The 21,497-nt window shown below is 48.5% G+C and carries 19 protein-coding genes; 9 read left to right on the plus strand and 10 right to left on the minus strand.

Annotated features, from left to right (window positions below; genetic code table 11):
* Positions 1–180 precede the first annotated feature (180 nt).
* The 5 genes from M0L20_RS10045 (at position 181) to M0L20_RS10065 (ending at position 3,041) form a co-directional block, all read left to right on the plus strand.
* On the plus strand, positions 181–573 hold the full coding sequence (locus M0L20_RS10045; protein WP_248476806.1) for a DUF3887 domain-containing protein: 393 nt from the start codon (positions 181–183) through the stop codon (positions 571–573).
* A 54-nt stretch (positions 574–627) separates the two neighbouring features.
* Entirely contained in the window at positions 628–954 is a 327-nt protein-coding gene (locus M0L20_RS10050) for a DUF3467 domain-containing protein (RefSeq protein ID WP_248476808.1), read from the plus strand.
* A gap of 185 nt (positions 955–1,139) precedes the next feature.
* Positions 1,140–1,562: a 30S ribosomal protein S12 gene (gene rpsL, locus M0L20_RS10055; protein ID WP_171741633.1), complete on the plus strand. Its 423-nt coding sequence runs from the start codon at positions 1,140–1,142 to the stop codon at positions 1,560–1,562.
* Between the two features lie 59 nt (positions 1,563–1,621).
* The gene (gene rpsG, locus M0L20_RS10060) at positions 1,622–2,089 is read left to right on the plus strand and encodes a 30S ribosomal protein S7 (protein WP_232560772.1); all 468 of its coding nucleotides are present in this window, start codon (positions 1,622–1,624) and stop codon (positions 2,087–2,089) included.
* Positions 2,090–2,111: 22 nt separating this feature from the next.
* Positions 2,112–3,041, plus strand: coding sequence for an aldose 1-epimerase family protein (locus M0L20_RS10065; RefSeq protein ID WP_494338090.1), 930 nt, complete (start codon positions 2,112–2,114; stop codon positions 3,039–3,041).
* 201 nt (positions 3,042–3,242) lie between these two features.
* Here M0L20_RS10065 and M0L20_RS10070 read toward each other — a convergent pair whose 3' ends face one another.
* The 3 genes from M0L20_RS10070 to M0L20_RS10080 all read right to left on the minus strand — a co-directional run bounded on the left by M0L20_RS10070 (position 3,243) and on the right by M0L20_RS10080 (position 6,071).
* The gene (locus tag M0L20_RS10070; RefSeq protein WP_248476810.1) at positions 3,243–3,839 is read right to left on the minus strand and encodes a 3-keto-disaccharide hydrolase; all 597 of its coding nucleotides are present in this window, start codon (positions 3,837–3,839) and stop codon (positions 3,243–3,245) included.
* 117 nt (positions 3,840–3,956) lie between these two features.
* Positions 3,957–5,087 (minus strand): lactonase family protein, encoded by a 1,131-nt coding sequence (locus M0L20_RS10075; protein ID WP_248476811.1) that lies wholly within the window; start codon positions 5,085–5,087, stop codon positions 3,957–3,959.
* 45 nt (positions 5,088–5,132) lie between these two features.
* On the minus strand, positions 5,133–6,071 hold the full coding sequence (locus M0L20_RS10080) for an aldo/keto reductase (RefSeq protein WP_248476813.1): 939 nt from the start codon (positions 6,069–6,071) through the stop codon (positions 5,133–5,135).
* Between the two features lie 209 nt (positions 6,072–6,280).
* On the opposite strand from M0L20_RS10080, the gene M0L20_RS10085 reads away from it, so the two are divergent.
* The 3 genes from M0L20_RS10085 (at position 6,281) to M0L20_RS10095 (ending at position 11,212) form a co-directional block, all read left to right on the plus strand.
* A complete protein-coding gene (locus M0L20_RS10085; RefSeq protein WP_232560776.1) occupies positions 6,281–7,165 on the plus strand; it encodes an OmpA/MotB family protein in 885 nt (294 codons plus the stop codon).
* A 184-nt stretch (positions 7,166–7,349) separates the two neighbouring features.
* Entirely contained in the window at positions 7,350–7,799 is a 450-nt protein-coding gene (locus M0L20_RS10090; protein WP_232560777.1) for a hypothetical protein, read from the plus strand.
* A gap of 128 nt (positions 7,800–7,927) precedes the next feature.
* Positions 7,928–11,212 (plus strand): S41 family peptidase, encoded by a 3,285-nt coding sequence (locus tag M0L20_RS10095; protein WP_248476814.1) that lies wholly within the window; start codon positions 7,928–7,930, stop codon positions 11,210–11,212.
* A gap of 36 nt (positions 11,213–11,248) precedes the next feature.
* Here M0L20_RS10095 and M0L20_RS10100 read toward each other — a convergent pair whose 3' ends face one another.
* From M0L20_RS10100 to M0L20_RS10115, 4 genes are all read right to left on the minus strand, one after another.
* Positions 11,249–11,677, minus strand: a complete 429-nt coding sequence (locus M0L20_RS10100; RefSeq protein WP_248476815.1) for a GNAT family N-acetyltransferase — start codon at positions 11,675–11,677, stop codon at positions 11,249–11,251.
* Positions 11,678–11,716: 39 nt separating this feature from the next.
* Entirely contained in the window at positions 11,717–12,217 is a 501-nt protein-coding gene (locus M0L20_RS10105) for a DUF6265 family protein (protein ID WP_248476816.1), read from the minus strand.
* A gap of 1,306 nt (positions 12,218–13,523) precedes the next feature.
* The gene (lpcA, locus tag M0L20_RS10110) at positions 13,524–14,102 is read right to left on the minus strand and encodes a D-sedoheptulose 7-phosphate isomerase (protein WP_232560781.1); all 579 of its coding nucleotides are present in this window, start codon (positions 14,100–14,102) and stop codon (positions 13,524–13,526) included.
* A gap of 115 nt (positions 14,103–14,217) precedes the next feature.
* Complete coding sequence (locus M0L20_RS10115; protein WP_354004170.1) at positions 14,218–15,966, minus strand: hypothetical protein; 1,749 nt, start codon at positions 15,964–15,966, stop codon at positions 14,218–14,220.
* A gap of 200 nt (positions 15,967–16,166) precedes the next feature.
* Between M0L20_RS10115 and upp the strand changes: the two genes are divergently transcribed.
* Positions 16,167–16,814: a uracil phosphoribosyltransferase gene (gene upp, locus M0L20_RS10120; protein WP_232560783.1), complete on the plus strand. Its 648-nt coding sequence runs from the start codon at positions 16,167–16,169 to the stop codon at positions 16,812–16,814.
* A 74-nt stretch (positions 16,815–16,888) separates the two neighbouring features.
* Here upp and lolA1 read toward each other — a convergent pair whose 3' ends face one another.
* The 3 genes from lolA1 to M0L20_RS10135 all read right to left on the minus strand — a co-directional run bounded on the left by lolA1 (position 16,889) and on the right by M0L20_RS10135 (position 21,484).
* Complete coding sequence (gene lolA1 / locus M0L20_RS10125) at positions 16,889–17,530, minus strand: outer membrane lipoprotein periplasmic chaperone LolA1 (protein WP_248476818.1); 642 nt, start codon at positions 17,528–17,530, stop codon at positions 16,889–16,891.
* A gap of 127 nt (positions 17,531–17,657) precedes the next feature.
* Positions 17,658–20,291: an FtsK/SpoIIIE family DNA translocase gene (locus tag M0L20_RS10130; RefSeq protein ID WP_248476819.1), complete on the minus strand. Its 2,634-nt coding sequence runs from the start codon at positions 20,289–20,291 to the stop codon at positions 17,658–17,660.
* Positions 20,292–20,410: 119 nt separating this feature from the next.
* Positions 20,411–21,484, minus strand: coding sequence for a quinone-dependent dihydroorotate dehydrogenase (locus M0L20_RS10135; protein WP_248476820.1), 1,074 nt, complete (start codon positions 21,482–21,484; stop codon positions 20,411–20,413).
* Between the last annotated feature and the right edge of the window lie 13 nt (positions 21,485–21,497).

Below are 21,497 nucleotides of genomic sequence, written 5' to 3' on the forward strand. Positions count from 1 at the left end.
TTTTGTAAATATAGTAAATATCGAAATGATGTCTTGATTAAAATCGTGTGAAATCGACGAGTTGATGAGACCATTTATACGTTTGGTCAGCCGTTTAAACTAAGGTATTTCTACTCATCCGATTCTTGTGCATTGTCCGATTAAATAAGGTAGTTTTGAGCTATACTAAACACATCTTCTATGAAACGTCTCTTTGTACTGTTCGCCTTTGTTTTTGCGTCGGTTGCTGTATCTGCGCAAACTACCGACAAAGCCGTTGCCTCACCCGAAGCCGCCAAGTTGGACTCGTTAGCCAAATTATCGCAGCGGTTTATGAATAACAATCAGCCTGATTCGCTATACGCCCTGATGGGAGCTACGTTCAAGCAGAATATTTCGCCGGAAAAGGTGAAAGAGGTGACAGGCCAGCTTGCGGGCCAACTGGGAAAGTGGGTGTCGCTGGAACCGCGTGGCGTACAAAACGGAGTAGCCCGCTATAAAGCTGTATTCGCCTTAGCGGCAATGGACTTTTACATCAGTCGGGATAAGGAAGGAAAAATTGAGACTTTTTTATTTAAGCAGCTACAGGAATAGTGTGATTGGGCATAGCTGTAATTTACCCTATTTTTGTCAAAAACAGCGCTTTGTATGAATCCTCAACAACAACAAAACCCTGAAGGCTCTATTGATGTCGAACTGAGCGAAGAAATTGCCGAAGGGGTATACGCTAATTTAGCGATGATCGCTCATTCCAACAGCGAATTCATTCTTGATTTTATCCGTCTGATGCCGGGTGTACCGAAGGCGAAGGTGAAAGCGCGTATCATTCTGACACCAGAACACGCCAAGCGATTATTGGAAGCGCTTCGCGAAAACATCAGTCGGTTTGAAGAAGCCTATGGCAACATCAACAACCCGACCGATACCTTTAAATTTCCCAACGGAGGCTTCGGCGGACCTGTCGGACAGGCGTAGACAGTAAGCGTTAAAAATTTTTGCAGAAAGGCGTTGAATACGAGAAGCCAGAACAGGCTTAAGCGCTCGTATTCAACGCCTTTTATTTTGGGTATCTTCTGCTTAGAGGTTTGGTATTCAAAGAGTTTTCCGTATCTTTGCACCTCAAATTTCGGGAAGACTGTTTTTTGTAAACAATTTAAAGAATGCCTACTATACAACAACTAGTGCGTAAAGGCCGCGAGAAGCTTGAATTCAAGTCAAAATCGCCGGCTCTTGACGCCTGCCCACAACGTCGTGGCGTGTGCACACGTGTGTATACGACGACACCGAAGAAGCCAAACTCGGCTCTTCGTAAAGTTGCCCGGGTTCGTTTGACGAACGGTCGGGAAGTTAACGCGTACATTCCGGGTGAAGGCCACAACCTACAGGAGCACTCAATCGTGCTGATCCGTGGTGGCCGGGTAAAAGACCTTCCGGGTGTTCGTTACCACATTGTTCGGGGTGCTCTGGATACGGCTGGTGTAAACGGTCGTCTGCAAAGCCGTTCGAAATACGGTGCAAAACGTCCGAAGCCAGGTCAGGCTCCAGCGGGCAAAGGCGCACCAGCAAAAGGTAAGAAGAAGTAATTAATCAGACTGCCCGTTGAAAAAACACGGCAGAGTAAGATCAAAAATCTGAAGAAATCATGAGAAAGGCGAAACCGCCCAAGCGTTACGTGTTACCCGATCCTAAATACAAGGAGGTCCTCGTAACCAAATTTGTTAACAACCTGATGTACGAAGGCAAAAAGAGCCTGGCGTACGGTATCTTCTATGACGCACTTGACGTGGTTGCAAAACGCACCAGCGAAAGTGGTCTGGATACGTGGAAAAAGGCGTTGAACAACGTCATGCCATCAGTTGAAGTAAAAAGCCGTCGCGTCGGTGGAGCTACCTTCCAGGTGCCAACCGAAGTACGGGCAGACCGAAAAGTCGCGGTAGGCATGAAATGGCTTATTAAGTATGCTCGTTCGCGGGGTGAGAAAACGATGGTAGACCGGTTAGCAGCCGAAATCGTTGCAGCATCGAAAGGTGAAGGCGCGGCTGTGAAAAAGAAAGACGATACGCACCGTATGGCCGAAGCCAACAAAGCGTTCTCGCACTTCCGGTTCTAAATCACTACCGACCACATTCCCGGTGGTCACCAAATTCAAAAAAGCCGCTCAACATTGGGCGGCTTTTTTAGTTTTGCAGGATATGACGATTTTAGAAAACGATCAAATTCGCGTCTCAGTCCGTTCCAAGGGGGCTGAATTAACATCCATATTCCACAAAGCAAGTGGCATCGAGCACCTCTGGCAAGCTGATCCAAGTGTTTGGGCCTGGCACGCGCCGAATCTGTTTCCGGTAGTAGGTGGTTGCTTAAACAATCAGCTACTAGTCGACGGAAAAACCTACCCAATCGAACGACACGGTTTCGCCCGGCAGTCGACCTTCGAGACAACGGAATCGACAGCGACACATGCCGTTTTTTCGTTGCGGTCGAGTGAGGCAACACGTGTTCATTTTCCGTATGAATTCGAATTTCAGATCATCTATGAACTGAGCGGACCAACGCTTACGGTTACGTACCGGGTGCTCAACGAAGATGAGAAAACGGTCTTTTTCTCGGTAGGAGCGCACCCCGCGTTTGCCGTACCATTTGGACCGGATGAAGTCTACGAGGATTATTACATTGAATTTGAGAAGGCTGAGCCTTTACAAACCCATATGCTGTCAGCAGCGGGGTACTTTACGGGCGAAACAAGACCAGTTGCGACGGACGAAAACCGCTTGCCGTTGACCAAGCATCTGTTCGATCAGGATGCGTTGGTGTTCAAAAGGCTGCGTTCACATCGGGCAGCAATTCGAAGCCGTAACCACGACCATGCCGTAACTGTTGATTATCCTGCTTTTCCGTATCTGGGGATCTGGGCTAAGCCCGGAGCGCCGTTTGTGTGCATCGAGCCCTGGTTGGGATGCGCCGATAGCGAAGGGAACCAGAAGCCAATCGAACGAAAAGAAGCTATTCAGCATGTCGAGCCGGGCCGCGTGTTCAACGCTTCTTTTACGATTACGGTGTCGTAGGGTATCAGGTCTAAAAGCTGATACTGTCCAAAATAAGTATCCGCCTGGTGGTGTCGGTTTTTTGAACCGACACCACCAGGCGGTACTATAAAAAAGTTTGGGTTGTGTTTAGTCGTGTGGTATCAGGTTTTGAACCGCACGGGCGGCCCCGCTGACACCACACGACTAAACACAACCCAGATAAACACCTTAGCCGTTGGCTTACAGTTCCTTTAACTCCAGTTTCCGCCAGCGAACTTTAATACCGCCACCATCGTGGATTTGCAGGGCTACTGAACCATCGGCCTGTCCAATCTTTTCGTCGTGCATGTCTACCATTTCTTTGCCGTTCAGGTACGTTTGTACATGGTCGCCTTCGACCCGAATACGCATTTTGTTCCATTCGCCGGGCTTCAGAATGTTTTCTTTTTCGTCGGGGATTTTTTCCAGCCAACCGCGTCCGTACGATTCGTAAACACCGCCTGTATCATGATCTTTAGGGGCCACTTCTACCTGCCAGCCCGTGACTTTGGTTCCTTCGATGCTGGAACGGAAAAAGACGCCACTGTTGCCGTTCGCTTCCTGTTTGAATTCAAGCGATAAGTCAAAATTCTTGTACGGCTTCTCGGTAGCTAAATAGCCGTATTGTTTGTCAGGACCACTTTCGCAGACAAGTTCGCCGTTATCGACATACCATTTTTCGGTGCCATATACTTTCCAGCCAGAAAGGTCTTTACCGTTAAACAGTTTTACCGATTTGGTTGGAGCCGTAAAGGCCAGCGTCGCTATGGCCAGGCCAGTAATCAGAAGGTGTTTCATTGAGTACAGGAAGTTAAATTCGTGACAGCGTATTCGATGCACGGCTAAAAATACGATGCACGCGCTTTATCTATTATATCTAACGTTAAAATCTACTTTTCAGCGCTAGAAAACGGCTTAGCGCTTAGCCATGATAACGCAAACGGGCGCGGGGACTTTCACTGACTGGCCCGTGTACGTCAGCTTACCCGTTTTCTGATCACGCTTGAAAATGGTAATGTTGTCCGAATCCTGGTGAGCAACAAAAACAAAATCGCCTTTCGGATCGATCAGGAAGTTACGAGGGTTTTTGCCTTCGGTTGGTTGGTCACCCACTTTCGTTAGTTTGCCATCGTTGCCAATCGAAAAAATAGCGAGTGCGTTATAACCACGATTTGATTGGTACAAGAATTTGCCGCTCGGGTCAATGTGAATGTCGGCGCTGGTATTTTGCCCCGTGAAATCATCGGGCAAGGTTTTAACACCGTCCTGAATAAGCGTCAGCGCACCGGTTTTCGGATTCCGTGAGAAGACGGCTACCGAAGAGGTCAATTCTTCTACCAGATACGCGTATTTACCGTTTGGATGAAAGGTGAAATGCCGTGGGCCCGAACCGGGTTTTACGGATGCGTAAGGCGTCGAAGCTGGTTTGACAGTACTGGCTTTTACGTCCGTCTCGAAGATATTAAGTTTATCCGTACTCAAGTTAGCTACGTAAACAAACCGGTTATCAGGAGCCAGCGTAGCCGAATGAACGTGGGATTTCTCCTGTCGTTGCGTGTTCGGACCTGAGCCAACGTCCTGAACGCTGTCAGCGGCTGCACTCAGCTTACCATCTGCGTTAATGGGCAGCACCGCCAGGCTACCACCGCCGTAGTTGGAAACAAACGCCGTTTTGCCGGTCTGATCGATGCTGATGTGACAAGGACCGCTTCCTAACGACGACTGACCGTTCAGGTACTGAAGTTTTCCCGTGGCTTTGTCAACGCCGTAGGCACTGACACCACCCGACTTGTCGGCCCCCTCGTTGACAGAATACAGGTAGTTTCCTGATGGATGTAGCGCTAAAAATGACGGGCTTTTGGCATTAGAAACGGCCTGAAGCTGTTGCATGGTACCCTTGCTCCGGTCGAACTCAAAGACGTAGATTCCCTCACTACCGCGAAGCGAGTAGGTGCCGATGTACATAATTTCTTTGTTGGACTGAGCTTGCGCAGTTGTACTTAAACCGATCATAATGCCTAAAAAACAGCGGACTAATTTGTTCATAACTGAAAGAATGGGTCGTTGTAATAAGTAAAAATGGATGGTAAACTACCGATGCTGATCATATTGGTTGGCGGGCAAAGCGTTGGCTAGCTGTTGCCACTCCTGCTCCGTCAAGGCCAGACTGGTCTGACTAAGCACGACATCGGTTAATTGTTCCTGCGTCCGTACACCAACTACCGCCGATGCGACCGCCGGGTGATGAAGTACATACCGAATGGCCGTCGCCACGGGGCTACGATTGGTAGATACTGCCACAGTGGATACTGCCGCAGTGGATGCTGCCGTAGTGGATGCTGCCTTAATGGCGTCGGCGGCCTGCCGCACCTCGTCAGTTGTATAATTTAGGTACGATTTGGCTGGTTTGTTGGCAAGCAAGCCTTTCGCCAGACTACCTCGCGCCAGTACGCTGACTTTATGTTCGTGCAGCAGGTCCAGACTAGTTTCCTCGGGGCGACGGTCCAGTAGACTGTATTGCATCATGACACTGACGATGTTCGAGCGAGCGATCCACTCGCGGATGACATTCGGACGAATCGAAGAGATACCGTACTCCCTAATTTTACCTTCCCGTTTAAGCTGCTCAAATGCTTCGATGGTTTCGTCGATAGGGTCATCAAGCGTACCGCCGTGCAACTGGTAGAGGTCGATGTAATCGGTCTGTAGTCGCTTTAAGCTTTCTTCGACCGCTTGCAGAATATACGCCTTGGTTGGGTTCCAGTCCCAGCCCGAACCGTCGGGCCGCCACCGATTACCCACCTTGGTTGCCAGAATGACTTGCTGCCGCATGCCGGCAAAGGCTTGGCCGACCATCCGCTCGTTCTGACCCTGGTCATACAGATCCGCTGTGTCGAAGAGAGTAATACCGTTATCAAAAGCATGACGGAGTAAAGACGCGTTCTGATTCGGATCATCGCCTAGCGACATGCATCCCATGCTGATCTCGCTGACAATAAGGTCCGATTGTCCCAGTGGCAAATAATTCATGGAATAACTTCGTTCTTAATTACATCTAACTTTTTGAGAAATTTCTCCGGTGTCATGAAGAAATAATGCAAAAAGAATTGTTTTAGATGAGGAATGCTATTAAAACGATTAAACAGAATCACTTACCTTTGTAAAACGGTTTAGTGTGCAAGCCATTTATAGCGTTTAAACCTAACTTTTCGTTACCCTTCAATATTTTAATCATCCGTATGAAACGAGTTTTGATTGTTTTCGCAGCTGTAGCAATGCTTTCTTCCTGCAATAGCAAGAAGCGGCTGGCTGAAATCAAATCCCTACAGGAAGCCCGTGATAAGGCTGTGGCATCATTGAATGACTGCGATCAGCGTACCGCCGACTTACGCACGCAATTATCCGCCAAAGACAACGATCTGCAAGGTAAAGACAAACAGGTATCTGACCTGCAAGCACAAGTGGATTACCTGAAAAAGACAAATACGAACCTCCTCGACCGGATGTCTGATTTGTCGATTGTTAGTAAGTCAGGTGCTGAAAGTATCAAAAAATCGCTTGAGACACTGAACGAGCAAACCAAGTATACGAACAACCTGAACGCTAGCATTCAGCGTAAAGACTCGTTGAACTTGGCGTTGGTTATGAGCCTGAAACGGTCACTGGACGATATCAACGACCAGGACGTGCAGGTTGAAGTGAAGAAAGGTGTCGTTTACGTATCAATCTCTGACAAACTGCTGTTCAAATCGGGTAGCTACGACATTACGCCACGTGCTGAAACCGTATTAGGTAAAGTAGCTAAGGTTGTCAATGACCACAAAGACCTGGACATTCTGGTTGAAGGTCATACGGATGTTGTCCCTATCTCTACCGCGTCTATCAAAGATAACTGGGATTTGAGTGCATTGCGGGCTACGTCGGTTGTGCGGACGCTGCAAGGTCGCTTCGGGGTATCTCCTGAGCGTATGACAGCGGGTGGCCGGTCCGAGTACGCGCCGAAAGATGATAACACCACATCGGCTGGTCGTCAACAAAACCGCCGGACCGAAATCATTATTACGCCGAAACTTGATCAGTTCTTCAACTTGTTGTCGAGCGGTCAGGCTGGCGGAAGCCGGTAAGCGGACATACTAGATAATTGAGAAGCCCTGCTCCATAGCGATTCCGTTATGAGGCAGGGCTTCTCTCGTAATAGCGTTCTGACAAATAAGGACAAGGTACCAAAAGCTATTTTTATCGGTTGCTGCGCACACCATTACCCCGGCGAGTAGTTTATAAAAAGGGAAAAACTGGATAGATCAACAGATGAATGGAATTGACATTATTTTGGCTGGTGTTGCTGGCACGGCCATTATGACAGCGTTCATGTACGGTATGACCTTCGTTACCAAACGCGTTATGAAAGTGGTGAAAATATTGGGTACGATGCTGACCTTTCGAACGTCGCCCGATGGAAAACTGTCAGACACGCCACGCGCTATTTCAATCGGAATTATTGCTCACTACGCTATTGGTGTGTTGTTTGCTTTTATTTACAACTCACTGTGGTCTAGGGGAGTAGGGCGTCCCGATTTTGAGTCCGGTATTTGGTTGGGAATCGGCAGTGGGGTTGCCGCCATTGCGTTCTGGTACAGCTTCTTCGCTATTCATCCCAATCCCCCGGCTATTTCACTGAAGCACTATCTAGTCACGCTGTTTCTAGCGCACATTGTCTTCACGTACGGTGTTATTCTGGCTTATAATTTTCTGAAATAGACAGGTTGTCGGGGCTATTTATTTGCCTTCCAGTTAAAGCGTTTTTATTTTTAAGTTGGCTAATGAAGCGCCAGAATAGGCGTATCGTTGGTCTTCTAAACGAATTCGTCTTTAACCGTACCTGTTTGATGCATACGTCTACAACAAAAGCACTGTTTCATATTCTGTTGGCTGGCACTTTGGCTTGGCCCGCCTTTGCGCAGACGCCCGTACCAACGCCTAAATTCGCCTTCGCCGAACCAAGTCTTTCGCCCGATGGCTCAGAGATCGCTTTTGTGTCGGGTGGCGACATCTGGACCGTTCCTGCAAATGGAGGAGAGGCCCGTTTACTGGTTTCTCATCCCGATAATGAGTCTCGTCCGCTCTATTCGCCGGATGGAAAATACTTGGCATTTGTATCGTCGCGGACGGGCAATGGGGATGTTTATCTGTTGACGCTGGAAACCGGAGCCATCAAACGACTCACGTACGACGACGGCGCGGAAGTGCTTACCGCCTGGTCGCGGGATGGTAAGATGGTCTACTTTCAGTCAACAAGCCGCGATATTGCCGGTATGAACGACATGTACCGCGTGCCGGTTACGGGTGGTACCCCAATGGCGATTACGGCTGATCGTTACGCCAACGAATTTTACGGCGCACCTTCCCCGGATGGCAAAACGCTGGCATTTTCGGCGCGGGGCATCGCGTCGAACCAATGGTGGCGTAAAGGACACAGTCACCTCGATGAAGCCGAAATCTGGCTCTACCATAGCGATGCGAAAAAAGCAGGAACTGCGTACGAACGACTGACGGAAAGCGGAGCGAAAGAGTTATGGCCGATGTGGAGCCAGGACGGTAAAACGCTTTTTTACGTATCGGATCGGAATCAGGGCCAGAATCTATGGACATTGCCGATTGATGGTAAGCCTGCTATGCTGACAAACTTTACCAGCGGTCGGGTACTGTGGCCGTCGATCAGCTATGATGGTAAGGCTATTGTCTTTGAACGCGATTTTCAGTTGTGGAAATACGATATCGCTAGTCGGCAGGCGACACCGATTGCCATCCGGCTGCGGGGCGTTGCCGCTAGTCCGGCAGTTGAACACCTGAAGCTAACAAATCAATTCCGTGAGCTGACTTTGTCGCCAGATGGTAAGAAAGTTGCTTTCGTTGCGCATGGTGACGTGTTTGCAGCATCGACCAAAGAAGGGGGCGACGCAACGCGGATTAGTCACAGTGCCGCGAATGAATCGCAACCAGTCTGGACACCCAACAGTCGTAGTTTGGTCTATGTCTCCACGCGCGACGGGGTAGCCCATTTGTATCGCTATGATTTCTCGACGCGTGACGAAACGCGTCTGACGGATGGTACGCTGGACGATGGTTCACCCGTGTTTTCACCCGATGGTAAATCGCTGGCTTTTGTTCGGAATGGGCAGGAATTGCGGGTGGTGGATCTTACCACAAAAAAGGATCGTCTGCTTAAGAAAGCGTATCTGGGCCGTCCGCCATTCGGCGCTAATGGAAGTGTTGTCTGGTCGCCGGATGGTAAATGGATTGCGTTTGCATCGTACGGTGCCAAAACGTTTCGGAATATTTCGGTTATCCCGGCAGCCGGTGGCGAGAGTAAGCCAATCAGCTTTCTGGCGAATACATTCGGCGGTAATGTAAGCTGGAGTCCTGATGGAAAATACATTCTGTTCGGTACAACCCAGCGGACCGAGACGGCCCAGATTGCCCGCGTTGACCTGGTTCCCCGTTCGCCTAAATTCCGGGAGGATCAGTTCCGTGATTTGTTTAACGAAGAAGTGCCCAAGACGCTGAAGCCAGCGCCGACGAGTCCAGCAATTGCCAAAACCCCTACGCGCGATACGACGGCCCTCGCTCTAGGCGATACCGCTAAATCGGGACGGGGCGGAGCAACCCGAATCGTTTTCGACGACATTCGCCAGCGGCTAAGCCTGTTGCCCGTAGGCGTAGACGTGGATGCCCATTCGATTAGTAAGGACGGCAAAACGCTGTTGCTGGTAGCTACCGTCGCTGGTCAACAAAACCTGTACACCTATTCACTCGATGAATTAGGGCGCGATCAGAGCGTAGCGCGTCAGCTAACCTCGACGCCCGGTAGCAAAAGCGGGGTACAATTCTCGCCCGATGGTAAGGAGGTATTTTATCTGGAACAGGGGAGAGTTCAATCCATTGCTTTAGACAAACGCGAACCCAAACCACTCGCTATAACCGCTGAAATGGACGTTGACTTTGGCGAAGAGAAAATTCAGGTGTTTCGGCAGGCGTGGGATATACAAAACAAAGGCTTTTACGATTCTACATTCCACGGTGTAGACTGGAAAGCCGTCCGGGCAGAATACGAATCGGTAGCGGCTGGTGCCCGTACGCCCGACGAACTACGTCGGCTGATTAGCTTAATGCTCGGCGAGTTGAACGCGTCACATTCGGGAATTTCGGCGCCCGCTGGCTCGGTGCAGACCACTACGGGACGGATCGGCCTGCGCTTTGACCGGGAGGAATACGAAAATAAGGGTAGGCTAAAAATTACGGAAGTCATTGCGCTGGGGCCGGCTGCCGTAGCTGGCTCAATCAAACCCGGTGATTATTTACTGGCCGTTGATGATACAAAAATTACCGCTTCAACTAACCTTGACCAGCTACTCGAGAACCAGATTAACCGACGTCTTGCGCTCACAATCGCTTCTTCTGCCGACGGAACCCCGCGTGAAGTGACGGTTCGGCCTGTTAACCTGACAACAGAAAAAGGATTGCTTTACAAACAGTGGGTACAACAGCAGCGTCAGTACGTTGACAAGGTGAGTGGTGGGCGGCTGGGTTATGTGCACATGTACGATATGTCGGCTGAATCGTTGGCGCAGTTGAGCGTTGACCTTGATGCGGATAACCACGCCCGCGAAGGTGTCGTTGTTGACGTTCGAAATAACAACGGTGGTTTTGTCAATGCGTATGCGCTGGATGTCTTCACCCGGAAAGGTTATATGACGATGACTTCGCGCGGTTTACCATCGGCTCCGGCGCGGACGCAGTTGGGACAGCGAGCATTGGAAACACCAACCATTCTGATAACCAATCAACATTCACTTTCCGATGCGGAGGACTTTACAGAAGGGTATCGAACGCTTAAAGTTGGCAAGGTCGTTGGCGAGCCAACGGCCGGGTGGATTATCTACACATCAGCGGCTCAGTTGATCGACGGATCTAACTTACGGCTGCCTTTTTCAAAAATTACGGATAATGCCGGTAAGAACATGGAGTTGGCTCCCCGTCCAGTAGACATAGCCGTTGCTCGGCCAATCGGGGAGAGTTACACCGACAAAAACAGCCAGTTAGACGCTGCGGTTGCCGAATTGCTAAAAGAGCTAAATGAAGCAAAAGCTGCTAAATTGAGTATCGGAAAATGATATAACAAGGGGAGCGGATCAATTCCGTTCCCCTTGTTATTGATTAAATGTCATCAGAAAGTAAGCCCCTTCGTTCGATTGACCTCCAGCCTGAATGCGCCAGCCTTGTCGTTGGTAAAACTGTACGGCGTTCGTATTTTGTTGAAGGCATTTAAGCGAAGCTGGCCGGCCGACTTGCGCTAAACTCTCATCAAGCAACGCTTTGCCGATACCTTTATGGTGAAAGTGGTAATCAACGAATAAGGTATGAATGAAGTTGTCGGGAGGCCACCACGACACAAAACCAATCGGTTTTTCGCCCACAACGGCTACTCGTATCTCTTCGTCTTGCGTTGCTGAATCGAAATCGCTGGAAGCGAACCGCGCCTTATCTAGCCACGTGAACGTCTGCGCGCGAGAATCTAAGTACAATTGCCGTAAGCCGGGTAGGTAAGCCGGTTGCATCGTGACAATCTTCCAATCCATCGGAACGCCGTTTGCTGGCTATAAGCTGTTTCTCTGAATTTACTTCACCCGGCTAAATTCAAACAGGTTACTGAATACCCATTTGCCGTCTTTTTGCTGACCGCGCTGAATCACCAACTGATCGTTTGAGGGCTTTTCGTAGATAATACGAATAGAACCATCTTCTTTCTCGAATAGCGCGTTGTCTTTTTTTGCTTCGATAAAGGAGTAACGATCCTGCTTATCTTTTTCCTCCTGTCCGATCAGGCCCGGCTTGAAATGTTTGACCAGCGCTATGGGACCTTGTTCGGTCTGTTCGAAGATCAGCATTTCGTACATCGTCACTTTATCGTCCTTCATCATTCGAATAAAGCCGGTAAGGTTATCACCAGCCGGAGCTATCCATACCGCGTCAATCGGCCCGCCATTGAACGTTCCGCGCCAGTGGCCTTCCAGAAAACGCATATCGGACAAAGAGCCTTTGGCAGCTTTGCTAATTTGGGCGTACGAGGTAAAAGAGGTTGTAAAACAAAGAAGGAAAAGCCAGAAAAGCTTGTTCATACGAGTTAAGGAAGTTAGTGTAAAAATTGGGGTTGATAAAAAGGATTATTGTGGTTAAGCTACCGTATCATCAGTAAAACGATGGTTCAGCAATAGTTTCTAACATTTCGTGTTTAGAAGAAAGCTATCCGGCATGATTCGTGATAGAAAATCTGAATTTATCCTACACTGATCGATAATTGATTCGCCATGATCATGACATCAACTGACAGGCAAGAAATTGCTGACGAGATAAGAGCAAAAGTCGTTGAACTAGAAAATCTAATTGTTTTGGCAGAGTCGCTGGGGCTAACTATAAAGCTGACGGGGCGAACCGTTGCCAGCAGTATATTCCGTCCAGACACTACCCTATGCGTAGAAATTAACCATCACCATGTCCAGAAATACTAAAGTTTAATATTGAGGGTTTCCGACAGCGTAACGGCCATGTGCATACTGTCATCAACTACGCCCACAACTGTACCGCAAGCCGTACATTGAACAAAATACAGTTGATAGACGCTGTTCTTAACCGAAGCGGGCTGAAGCTCGAACGATGTATGCTGACAACGGGGACACCTTGATTTAGCCATGATTTGAGCACCAATTGAGAAGGGCAGAGGTTTGCATAAAGGATAAAAATCTTTGTGACTAAATAGGGAATTTAGTATGAAAACTATCTAGTTAGGATTAACCCTGTTCAAGTATAATCAAGGAAATGTTAAATGAAAATTTTAGCTATAACTATTATCTATAGTGTAATAGGATACTCCTTAACAAATAAGCACACTTGTATAAAAATACATTAGTTAGTTAAAAGTATATATATCAATAATAGTTTTTTATTACTACCAGTAATGCTGTAATTTATTGTCCGTCAACAGGTAAAGTTAACTTAACCAGCCAATAGCTATCCTCTTTACAAACGTATAAAAGTTACATAATATGTACCTTGAAACGTATCTTATAACTGTCTTATGCTTGGTTAAACGATAAATCGAATAGCTGAAATTCAGGTAATTAATTCTTCATGGTCCATATTCTATCAAAGGGCTATTTGTTCTAGAAGAAAATAATAGAGAATTATCTACGTAATAGAATGCAGCCAAATGTATGGTCTAACCAAAACGTATAAAAACAGGCTTGGTAAGATAAGTTACTTAGTATAAATAGAAATGTAAATTGAAAAAGTTGACTGTACCACTCAATAAAAAAGCAGGATAAAGACACGTTTTTGTGTCTTTTATCCAGATATAAAAAAGATTGCTTTATTCTAAAACAGAGGCTACTTATTGGTATATTTCATACCCTATGTGCATCGAGCTCGTTACTCACCAATTACTTGTTTCTCGATTAGAAGAATAAACAAGTGAATAATTTTGATGTGAATCTCCTGTATACGGTCGGCATAGCCAAAGTGAGGAACTCGTATCTCTACGTCTGCTTTTCCGGCAAGTTTACCGCCATCTTTTCCCGTCAGTAAGATAACGGACATTCCTTTTGAACGCGCGGCTTCGACTGCTCTGATAATGTTCGCTGAATTTCCGCTTGTACTAAGCCCTAACAGTACGTCTCCTTCGTTGCCAAGTCCTTCGATGAAGCGTGAAAACACAAACTCGTACCCATAATCGTTGCTGACACAAGAAATGTGGCTTACGTCCGAAATGGCGATTGCAGCCAACGACCGACGGTCATTCCGATAACGTCCGGAAAGCTCTTCAGCAAAATGCATTGCGTCGCAGTGAGAGCCGCCATTCCCGCAGGAGATTATTTTACCACCTTTTTTCAGGGATTCAGCCATCAGCCGGGCGGCTTGTTCGATAGCAGTAAGGTGATCAGGATTACTAAGAAATGTATCTAAGACGGACTGGGCTTCGGCCAGTTCGTGGCGAATTATGTCAAGCATTGAAAAGCAAGTTTGAATACTCGTCTGCTGCTATTTGTTGTTGATGGAAAGCAAACGATTGCCAAAGTTGGCTACTATCCGACGAAAACTCAAAAGTCGGTTCTAAAAACTAGCGTTAGAAAACCCAGTTTCGGTAAGGCAGATTCCAGCGCAACGCAAAACTAGCTAGTTTATCTGTGTACGCTTCGGCTTCGTTCTGACTGTCCTTAAAGCGGTACAACAAGCGCCCCTCCAGAAAGATGTTATGACGGATCATATAGGAAGCGCGTACGTCAGCGTAGGTAACGATGGTTTTACGACCCTGACCGATGTAGTTTCCTAAATCGCCATTTCGGGTATCGTAGTTGAGCAAAATGTTGCCGCCAAAGTTACGGCCTGGCTGGTCGGCTCCGTACATCATGACGCCGAAGATACCGTTGCCAGACCATTTGTTACGCTGATACCGAACGATACCCAGACCTTCCAGAAAGTTGGCACCGAGTGGGTGAGCCATCGGCTGGCTGTAATGCGCGTAGTTTCCTTGTCCGGCCGTCACATAAGGCGACGTTAGGTGAGAATACGTATAAGGACGAGCCAGGTTCATTTCCGCCTGGATATCCAAATTCGGCACGTTGAACGCGTCGATGTATTTACCACCCAACTGGAAAGCAAACTTATTGGTCCAGTTCCCTTTACCCGACAACATGTCACTTAGCCTGAACTCATCCAGCAGAAGTTGGCTGTACACCAGAAAGCGGGAAAGGAAATTAGCCTTAAGATCAATCCCAATCATCGCGTTATCGGCGCTGCCCCGGTATGATTCAACGAAGCGGTAGAAAATGATTGGATTAAGGTAGTTTAGATCCAGCCGGTCTCGGCTGAATACTTCGGCTTCAAATACACCTAGATTGATCTGAGGAGTGATATTTACGCTGAGGTGGTGCATGGCTGCAAACTTCTGCTTGAACAGCGTACTGGCCGCTACCGCATCCTGCGTATTTTGTAATTCGGTAAATAAGTTGGTATACTGAATCTTCTTGCCCAGTCGGGTCGTCAGCTTCAGGAAAAGATAAGGTGCACTGTTGTCCGAAAGAAGCAGTGAACGGAAGCCATTACCGAAGAAGTTACGGTCGTGGCCAAATTGCAAATTGATTATTTTTAGGACGTTGAGCGTAAAGTAACCCCGAGCCGAAATAAAGTCGGCTCCTCTCCGGATGAGATCAGGTCCGTTCTGGCTACGTACTTTTGTAAAACCTTCTCCAGGAGCAAATCCACCACCCGCTTCCGTCGCCTGGTAGAGCTGGCCATAATCGTTTATGTACTGCGGATAAATCGCCTGGTTGTCGGCAAAAAAGGTGTAAAAACCTACTTTCTTACCAATGGTACCCCGAATTTCAAGTCCACGTGTGTTGACAAACGGATTGCGTAGCGACTCGTCTGAGCTGGCAGCGTTGCCAGAAACCTGTTCGCCCCCGATACCAAAGTAAAAAACGGGGTTTACGTGCAAGTCAAAGTCAGGAGTTTGCAGACTATAGAAGTCGGCTTTTTTGTGGTAGAAAGGCTTGAGAAACGATACCGTTTGACCCAAGGATCTTTCGCTGTCACCGGGGGACGGGGGAGGGAGCAGATGCTTCGTGAATGGATCACGAACGAGTGAATCCGCCGTGGAGCGAACCCATTCCCAACTGTCGTCCTGTAAATAATTGAAGTTGAAGTAATCCGTATCCGAAAAACCCCGGCCTGGTTTGGCCAGTAAGCTATCCGTGAGTTGAATAACGCTTTGCCGGTTGTAGGGTTTCACAGAACTATGGAAGCCATCGGCCCAGTGGCCCTGTCTGATCTCCAATCGGTCGATTAAGTGGTAGTAGTCCGTATTTAAGGGCACAAATGGACTTTGTGACCAGCCAGAAAATGATATTACTAGAAATAAGAAAACGTAAAGAAAACGCTGCATACAAGTTACAAGATTGCTCACTCCACTCCGTTCATCCACTCAATTTGCCTTATCTGAGCGACAAATTAGGCATTTGGTTTGGATATACGCCAGTCATCGGGCTAATTTACGGGGAAAGATAACCGTAATCTATGTTTGTTTTTGCGCAACAGCCCTCGCTGGCTAATCAATTCGTAGCTGAACTTCGCGATGTATCGATTCAGAAAGACCGTTTACGTTTTCGACGGAATCTCGAACGAATTGGTGAGTTGATGGCTTATGAAATCTCAAAAACGTTACCTTATCACAATGTATCGGTACCAACACCACTCGGTATAGCCGATACACAACTGCTTAGGCAACAGCCAGTTCTGGCGACGATCTTACGTGCGGGGTTGCCTTTTCACCAGGGGTTCGCCAATTATTTCGATCAGGCTGAGAACGCTTTTGCCGGAGCGTACAGGGGGTACAGCGCCAGTGAAAGTGACGAGTTTGAGATTGCGATGGATTATATCGTCGGACCAGATTTAAGCGGGAAAACACTGATCCTTAGTGACCCGATGCTGGCCACGGGCCGTTCGCTAGAAAAAGTATATCACGCGATGCTTCGCTACGGAATTCCGGCGCAAACCCATATTGCCGCTGTTATCGCCAGTCCAGAAGGTATTCGGTATGTCCAACGGCAATTACCGCAATGCCATTTGTGGCTGGGAGCTATAGATGATCACCTGAATGAGCATTCGTACATTGTCCCCGGACTCGGCGACGCTGGCGATCTCTCGTACGGCGCGAAAGTTTAAAACAACGTGTACCAATACGGGGTGTGTCAACTCTCAAGTAGTCGATCACACCCCGTAGTCAAAAGTTTTATTAGTTACCGTAAATCAACAACTTCGACACCTGGGTATTTTGACTTATCAAAGACAAAATACGTGTCTGGTACGTTGACATTCGGGGTAAATTTGGTGATCGTGTACGAAGTACGCTTCCCATCTTTGTTAATAATCAGCCAGTTCCGAACAGATTTGTCGGCTTTATCTACCGAAATCTGGACGGTTGCTATAGGACTTTTCTGACGGTTTGGCGTCAATTCGATAACTTCGAGTGTTCTGCCGCCCTGTTTTTGCTCCTTCAAAAAACGATAATCGAACCCGCGCTTGTAGATCGTGTAAATCTGAGTCGGGTTTAGTTCACCGTTTGCTGCTGCTTCGTAGTCCTGAACGTTTACTTCGTTAGACTCTTTGACATAGGTAGACATTGTTTGCCCATCTGAGTAAACTTCCTGCCCTCCCAATTTTAAGCGAAACTTCGGACCCTTAACGGCTAGATCTCCTTTGAATGAGTCGTTGGCCCCCGCTCCAGCGCTGGCATAAGTAAAAGCGGCCTGGTATGATTTCAGTGCCTGATATTGTTTACTCATTGCGTCCAGAATAGTCTTTGCCCGCTTATCTTTCTGAGCTGCGGCAGGTAGTGACAGCACTAACGCCATGCTCAGTATCCATGCTACTTTTTTCATCTCTCTGTATTTACTCCAAAATTCGAATTGAAAAGGTGGTCTATTTATTGAATTTCTCCTTTCTGCTTAGACTATAGACAGAAAGAATAGTTTAACACAATTGTTTACTAGTGAGCTTATTAACGACTTATTCTCCTTTTAGTCGTTTCAGCGTTTCTTCGAGTAGCTGTAAGTCCTGAACCAACACGTCGCGGGCTTTACTTCCCTCAAAAGGCCCAACGATTCGAGCGGCCTCCAATTGGTCAATAAGCCGGCCTGCGCGATTATAACCAAGCTTAAGCTTCCGTTGAATAAGCGATGTACTTCCCTGCTGATGAATCACAATAAGCCGGGCCGCTTCGTCAAACATTGGATCACGATTGTCGAGGTCCACGTCTTTTTCTTCACCCTGACCACCCTCATCACCGACAAATTCGGGCAGCGCGTAAGCATCGTCGTAACCGCGCTGGTTGCCCACAAAGTCACACAGATCTTCAATTTCGTTCGTGTCCACGAATGGGCACTGTAAACGGATAAGGTCTGAGTTGGACGATAGCAGCATGTCGCCCATACCCACGAGCTGTTCGGCTCCACCCGTGTCCAGAATGGTTCGTGAGTCGATCTTCGACGTTACTTTAAATGACAGACGGGCGGGGAAATTGGCTTTTATCAATCCGGTAATAACGTTCACGGATGGCCGTTGCGTAGCGACAACCAGATGAATACCGATGGCCCGCGCTAGCTGAGCCAGCCGGGCAATAGGCTGTTCTACTTCTTTTCCAGCGGTCATCATCAAATCGGCCAGCTCGTCGATGATCAGCACAATATACGGTAGATACCGGTGCCCTTTTTCCGGGTTCAATCGACGCTTTGTGAACTTGGCGTTGTATTCTTTCAGGTTACGGCAACCCGCGTCTTTAAGCAGGTTGTACCGGTTGTCCATCTCGATGCAAAGCGAGTTGAGCGTGTTGACCACCTTTTTCGTATCCGTTATAATCGGCTCTTCCGAATCGGGTAGCTTGGCCAGAAAATGCCGTTCCAGCTTGTTGAACAAGGTCAACTCCACCTTTTTGGGGTCTACCAGCACCAGCTTTAGTTGCGACGGATGTTTCTTGTAGATCAGCGACGTAAGCAGGACGTTCAGACCTACCGATTTCCCCTGACCCGTAGCACCCGCCATTAGTAAGTGCGGCATTTTTGCCAGATCGGCTACGTAAATCTCGTTGGATATGGTCTTACCCAACACAACCGGCAAATCAAATTTGCTGCTGGCAAAAACGTCGCTCGTAATCACCGAGCGCATCGAGACCATCTCCCGGTTCTTGTTGGGCACCTCGATACCGATTGTTCCCATACCTGGCATCGGGGCAATGATGCGGATACCCAACGCCGACAGGCTAAGGGCAATATCGTCTTCGAGACTTTTGATTTTTGAAATACGAACGCCTTTGGCCGGTACAATCTCGTACAGCGTAACCGTTGGCCCGATAGACGCCTGAATCGAATCGATTTCGATCCCAAAATTGCGTAAAGTCGTTTCAATCCGCTCTTTATTCGCGGTCAGCTCGTCGTCAGAAACCTGTGCCTTTCGATTGTTTTGATAATCGGTGAGTAGCTCGTTGGTTGGATATTGGTACTGCGGCAAATCGAGGGTTGAGTCGTACAAGCCGTGAGTCGCTACCAAGTCATTTTCATCGAATGCATCAGGTTCGAAGGTAGGCGCAGGAGTTGCGCTCAGCTCCGAGGGCTCAGCATCCGCTGAATCGTCGGTAACGGATTCGCGGTTTTTGATCGTCAGCGTAACGCCAGTTGTTTTGGCAATGACTTCGGGCAGCGAAGCTGAAACGGTTTCCTGAACATTATTGTCGATTACCGGCTCAACCGGCTTAACGGGTACAACTTCGGGTTCCTTCTCAACGAAGAGATTAGGTGTTGCAACGGGAACTGTGTTGACAGGAACCGGCTCTTCTTCCTCCTCGTTGTCTTCCTCGATTTCACTTTCTTCGTAAGACTGCAAGGTGGCGTCAGGCCGTTTAGGGGATTTGGAACGTAGGCTTCCGGCCAGATCGGGCGCTGACAAACTAGGTAGTTTAATGTTTCTAACGTCGAAGAAGTAAACGACGAATAGAAACAGAGAAAAGGCGATGAAAGCTAAGTTTCCCCAGCCGAATAAGCTGTAAAGCGTTACGTTGAATTCGTAGCCAAGCCCTCCGCACCACACGCTGGCTGTTTCGGCAGAATCCGTAGCAAGAACAATATAACCGGCTAATAAACTAGCCCAAACCGCCAGGAAGAGCAGACCTGCGGTTGCACGGCTCAACGGAAACAGTTCACGGCCAAGCGTAAGTTTGTAGCCGGCTAAGAACATAATCATCGGCAACGCCAGTGCACCAACTCCAAACCAGCGAAACACGAAGACGTGGGCTACGAAAGCACCGACCAGCCCAACCCAGTTACGGGTTTCGGTGCCTGACTCGGCTAATGGTTCCGAAAAAGCCGATCCGACCACACTTTGATCTGCGTGCCCGGTCGTCATGTACGAAATGAAGGCAATGAACAGACCAATCGATAAGAGCATCAACAAAACGCCTAAGGTAAGCGCCGATCGTTGATCGCTGAACCAACGATCCAGTGAGGCTCCCCAGTTCAAGGATGGTCTTTTCTCCCGCAACGGACCCGCCGAAACGGCCTCGCGATTAGGGCGGGGCGTGTTCTGACGGTTACGGTCTGGCTGTGGTTGACGAACTGAATTTTGGCGAGATGATGTCGTTGGTTGTGCCATGCGTTGAGATAAAGCTGTAGCGGCAGTGGTAAATTTCCCATTTTTTGGCGAAAATCCGCGCACAAAAACATAGATTTCGGGTAAACTGTGGGAACGGGCCAAGGTCGTCTAGTATACGGCTAGACAGTCGGTAGGGGCGAGGTTACCACGTCTTTCAATAGGGCCCTGTTGATGCGCTTTGCCAGTCCTGGCCCTTCGTAGATGAAGCTGGTATAAACCTGAATCAAACTCGCTCCCGCTTGGAGTTTTTCCTGCGCATCTTCGGGGGAGAAGATACCACCAACCCCGATGATTGGAAACGCCCCGCCCGACTGCTGGTGCAGGTAACGAATCACCTCCGTCGAACGCTCGCGCAAGGGGCGTCCGCTCACACCACCAGCACCGATCTGGGAGACGGTGGCTGAGTCTGTTCGTAAACCGTCGCGGCTTATCGTCGTGTTGGTTGCAATGACGCCTGCGATGCCGGTATCGCTGACGATAGCGATGATATCGTCCAACTGCCCGTTGGTTAAATCGGGCGCTATTTTCAATAAAATCGGCTTAGGAGTGGCCCGTTGACGATTTTCGGTTTGTAAAGCGGTCAGCAAACGGGTTAGGGGTTCCCGTTCCTGAAGGTCGCGCAGCCCTGGTGTGTTGGGCGAGCTAACGTTGACCACGAAGTAATCGACCGCATCGAACAACTCACGGAAACTGACAAGGTAATCGTTCAGTGCACTTTCGTTCGGGGTATCTTTATTCTTCCCGATGTTGCCGCCAATAATCACGTTGCGTCCGCCCCGGTTTTTGGCGAAGTGACGCAATCGTCCACCCGCCGGGCCTGCTCCTTTATTGTTGAAACCCATTCGGTTAATCAAGCCACCATCGGCTTTTAACCGAAACAGACGGGGGCGGGGATTTCCCGGTTGCGGGCGTGGGGTTACGGTGCCAATCTCAACGAAACCAAAACCCAGGTCACTCAACTCGCTGACCAGTTCGGCGTTTTTGTCGAACCCGGCTGCCATTCCAACCGGATTTGGAAACGTAAGTCCGAAAACGGTACGGTTTAAACGTTGATCCTCAATGACGAATAATCTGCGGCAAACGGCGGATACACCGGGAAGGGCTAGGCCAAATTTAAGCACCGTTGTAACGGCATGATGAATCGTTTCCGCATCGAAACGGAACAGCAAGGGCAGAATAATGCGCTTATACATGGCAGCAAAGGTA

The organism is Spirosoma liriopis (assembly GCF_023196085.1).
In the GTDB taxonomy this organism is placed as follows: Bacteria; Bacteroidota; Bacteroidia; order Cytophagales; family Spirosomataceae; genus Spirosoma; species Spirosoma oryzicola.